Annotated in this window: 3 protein-coding genes; 2 read left to right on the forward strand and 1 reads right to left on the reverse strand. The window is 61.0% G+C overall.

The annotated features are described in order from the left end of the window. Positions 1-177: 177 nt before the first annotated feature. On the reverse strand, positions 178-2,001 hold the full coding sequence (locus ACM110_RS20025) for a glycoside hydrolase family 15 protein (RefSeq protein ID WP_416129123.1): 1,824 nt from the start codon (positions 1,999-2,001) through the stop codon (positions 178-180). A 246-nt stretch (positions 2,002-2,247) separates the two neighbouring features. Between ACM110_RS20025 and ACM110_RS20030 the strand changes: the two genes are divergently transcribed. Continuing rightward, complete coding sequence (locus ACM110_RS20030; RefSeq protein ID WP_416129124.1) at positions 2,248-3,420, forward strand: MFS transporter; 1,173 nt, start codon at positions 2,248-2,250, stop codon at positions 3,418-3,420. A 169-nt stretch (positions 3,421-3,589) separates the two neighbouring features. After that, positions 3,590-4,324: a thioesterase II family protein gene (locus ACM110_RS20035; RefSeq protein ID WP_416129125.1), complete on the forward strand. Its 735-nt coding sequence runs from the start codon at positions 3,590-3,592 to the stop codon at positions 4,322-4,324. Positions 4,325-4,541: the final 217 nt, after the last annotated feature.

Genomic DNA, 4,541 nt, shown 5'->3' on the forward strand with positions numbered 1-4,541 from the left:
ACTTCCGCTATTTGGTTGAAATATTTCGCCCGATCCGGCGTAAACGCCACCACCATTTTCGTGCGTGAACAACCCGCTGATGCTCGATGTTAGGTGGGGATGTCACGGCTGGCAACAGGGTGTTTTTGCAGATTTTGTTTAACCAATGTAGGGCGCTGGCTTACGCAGTACCTGTGTTCAAGGCTGCCAAAAACTCTTCTCCGCGCTCAACTTGCGATCCAGAAAACACGCGGCGCTGATCAACGCCAGGTGCGTCAACGCCTGCGGGGTGTTGCCCATATGCCGCGCATGACTATCGAACTCTTCGGCATACAGGCCTAACGGATTGGCGTAACGCAGCAGTTGTTCGAACTCCAGATGGGCCTTTTCCACCCGACCGGCGCGGGCCAGGCATTCGACGTACCAGAACGAACACGCGGCAAACGCGCCTTCGGTGCCCGGCAGGCCATCGATCTGGTTGAGGTCGTTGTGGTAGCGGTAGACCATGCCGTCACGCACCAGGTTTTTTTCGATGGCGTCGAGCGTCGCCAGCCAGCGTGGATCCTTGGCGCTGACGAAACGTACCAGCGGCATCAGCAGCATTGAACCGTCAAGACCAGTGCCGCCGATGTGCTGGACGAAATGCCCGCGTTCTTCATTCCAGAAGTTGTCCCAGATGTCGGCGTAGATCGCTTGCCGAGTCTGATCCCAGCGGGCGAATGGGGCGGGCAACGAGCGTTTCGACGCGAGACGAATCGCCCGATCCAGTGCGACCCAGCACATCAGACGCGAGTGCAGGAAGTGATGCTGCTCGCCGCGCATTTCCCAGATGCCGACGTCTTCCTGCTGCCAGGTTTCGCAGACCTGATCGACCACTTCCACGGTGTGCTTCCAGCCCTCGTGGGAAATAGCCTCGCCGTACTTGTTGACCAGGTACACCGCGTCCATCAGCTCGCCGAAGATGTCGAGCTGAACCTGCGCGTACGCCAGATTGCCGATGCGCACCGGTTTCGCGCCACCGTGGCCGGACAGGTGCGTGAGTTCGATTTCCGGCAGTTCCTGACGGCCGTCGATGCCGTACAGAATGTTGAGTTTCATCGGTTGGCCGCGACAATCGCTGACCCGCCCGCGCAGCCAGCGCATGTAGGAGTTGGCCTCTTCGACAAAGCCCAGGCGCATGAAGGCGTACACCGTGAACGAAGCGTCGCGGATCCAGGTGTAGCGGTAATCCCAGTTGCGTTCGCCGCCGACGGTTTCCGGCAAGCCGAAGGTCGCGGCGGCGAGGATGGCGCCGTGTTTGCGTGAGGTCAGCAGCTTCATCGCCAGCGCCGAGCGGTTGACCATTTCCCGCCAGCGACCGCGATAGTTGGACTGGCCGATCCAGTCGCGCCAGAACTTCAGCGTGCGTTGCAGGCACAGTGCGGCGGCGCCTTCCTTGAAGCGCGGATCGTCGATGGCGCCGAGCAGGAACTCGGCGGTCTGGTCCTGTTCGAGGGTGAATTCGGCGACCGCCGCATTGGCGTCTATGCGCAAAACCTGATCGGCAGACAGGCGCAGCGATGGCTGATTGGCGGCTTCGAAAATTACGTCCTTTTTATCCATGCGCGCGCGGGTCATGGCGCGGGCGTAGTCATGTCGCACGGCGCAACGCAAGTGAAAGGTTGCCTTGCCGCTGACCACTCGCACCCGGCGCATCAGCACCGGAAAATCGTCCTCGCTGTCGCCGATCGGCAGCAGATCGGTCACCTCGACCACCGCGCGATCGCTGAGCCAGCGGGTTTGCAAGACGTTGGTGTCCGGCAGGTAAATCTGTTCACGGCGGGCGTCGGGCAAGTCCGGGGATAACTGGAAAATACCCGCATCGGGACTGTCCAGCAGCGAACAGAAAATCGACGGGCTGTCGAACTCCGGCCAGCAGAAAAAATCCACGCTGCCCTTGTCATTGACCAGCGCGGCACTGCGCATGTCGCCGATGATGCCGTGGGCGTCGATGGGGCTTTGGCGTTCGGGGTGATCAGCCATTGTCGCGAAACTCCGGGAATCAGGGGTCTATTTAGCTGACTGGTTTGGGTGGACTGGAGTTCATTTGTGCGGTGACTGTTATGGCCCTGTCGCCAGCGGCTGGCTCCCACAATGACTGATGTACACCCATCCAATGTGGGAGCCAGCCTGCTGGCGATAGGGCCTTCACATTCAACCAACAATTCCACGCTTTCTTCTCAATCAGCGTTTATGGCAACGTGCAGTCCCTTGACGAGACCTGCCCCCATGCCCAACCCCTACCGCGAACTGTTCAAAGCCCCGGGCGCCCGTGCTTTCGTGCTGGCCGGGATGATCGCGCGCATGCCGATTTCCATGACCGGCATCGGCTTGATCACCATGCTGTCGCAGTTGCAGGGTGGCTACGGATTGGCCGGCGCGGTGGCGGCGACGTTTGCGTTGGCCACGGCGTTTTGTGCGCCGCAGGTGTCGCGGCTGGTGGACCGTTTTGGTCAGCGACGGATTTTGCCGGTGTCAGCGTTGATCGGTGGCGGGGCGCTGTTGATGGTGTTGCTCTGCACCCGTTTGCAGGCGCCGAACTGGACGTTGTTTGTGTTTGCCGCGATTGCCGGTTGCATGCCGAGTATGTCGGCGATGGTGCGGGCGCGCTGGACCGAGTTGTATCGCGGCCAGCCGCAACTGCAAACCGCCTATGCCCTGGAGTCGGTGCTGGACGAAGTCTGCTTTATCGTCGGGCCGCCGCTGTCGGTGGGCTTGTGCGTGGTGGCGTTCCCCGAGGCCGGGCCGTTGGCGGCATTGCTGATGCTGGCGATCGGAGTTACGGCGTTCGTGTCGCAGCGCAGCACCGAGCCGCCCGTGCATCCCTATGAAGAGCATCACGCCGCGTCGATCATCCGCTCCGTGGACATCCAGTTGCTGATGCTGTTGATGGTCGCCATGGGCACCATCGTCGGTGTGGTGGATGTGGTCAGCGTCGCGTTCGCCCAGCATCAGGGCCAACCGGCGGCGGCGAGTATCGTGCTGTCGGTGTATGCGATCGGTTCGTGCATGGCGGGTTTGGCGTTCGGTGCGTTGCGTTCGAAAGTGCCGCTTCCAAGGTTGTTTCTCTATGGTGGCGTGGCGACGGCGGTGACGACCTTGCCGCTGTTGCTGGCGGTGAACATTCTCGGGTTGTCACTGGCTGTGTTTGTCGCCGGTCTGTTTTTTGCGCCGACGTTGATTGTCGCCATGGCTCTCGTGGAGCAGATCGTCCCACCGGCCAAGCTCACTGAGGGCCTGACCTGGCTGGTGACCGGGTTGAGCATCGGCGTGGCGATCGGTGCGGCGGGGTCGGGGTGGATGGTGGATGCGTTCGGGGCCAGGAGCGGGTTTTGGCTGGCGATTGGCGCGGGTGCGGTGGTTCTCGGTTCGGCGGTGCAAAGCTATCGCCATTTGAAATAGGGACCAATTGTGGGAGCGAGCTTGCTCGCGATAGCGGTGTGTCAGGTACCTTGATACCAACTGACACTCCGTCATCGCGAGCAAGCTCGCTCCCACAGGGTTATCAGTACGACTAATTCTCTGCGTACTTCATCCGTTCTCTTTACAGACAACTTTCGAGGTACGCCCGGTGACCCAGCTGACATTGCTGTGCCTGCCCTATTCTGGCGCGAGCGCCATGGCCTATAGCCGCTGGCGGCGCAAACTGCCGGAGTGGATCAAGCTGCAACCGGTGGAATTGCCGGGGCGTGGCGCGCGCTACGGCGAGCCGTTGCACACCGACATGCGCCGCCTGGCGCTGCAACTGGCTCACGAACAAAAGGCCATGCTCAAGGCGCCCTATGCTTTGTTCGGCCATAGCCTCGGCGCGTTGCTGGCCTGTGAAATGGCCCACGCGTTTCGCTCGCTCGGTGGTCCGGAGCCGGTGGCCTTGTTCGCCTCGGGCACCGCTGCGCCGACGATGCGCGCCGATTACGACCGCGGGTTTGCCGAGCCGAAATCCGATGCCGAACTGATCGAGCAACTGCGCACCCTCAACGGCACCAGCGAGGAAGTGCTGGCCAACGAAGAGCTGATGAGCCTGACGCTGCCGATCCTGCGCGCCGACTTTCAGTTGTGCGGGCGTTTCGAACCGATCCAGCGACCGTTGCTCAAGTGCCCGGTGCATGTGCTCGGCGGCAAGGCTGACCGCGCCACCACCGAGCAGTTGATCGGCTGGAGCAAGGAAACCCACGGCAGCTTTTCCGTGGACATGTTGGCTGGCGGGCACTTCTTCATTCATGAGCATGAGGCCAAGGTGCTGCGGGTGATCAAGGATCAGCTGGAGGTGCATCATCGGCGGCATGCCATGGCCGCCAGTGCCTGACCCCGATTCTTGTAGGAGCAAAGCTTGCTCGCGATAGCGGTCTGACATTCAACATAGATATCGACAGTCACACCGCCATCGCGAGCAAGCTTTGCTCCTACAGGTGTTTTACCTCCCTTCTGATACTTGTTCTCATTCGCTAATTTTTCCGGCCTGCATTCGTTTTATAGGGACGACGTGCCTTTGTGCTTCCCGCCACTGATCCGGATACCCAGAA

It is taken from the genome of Pseudomonas sp. NFX98, from assembly GCF_047784845.1.
Classification (GTDB): domain Bacteria; phylum Pseudomonadota; class Gammaproteobacteria; order Pseudomonadales; family Pseudomonadaceae; genus Aquipseudomonas.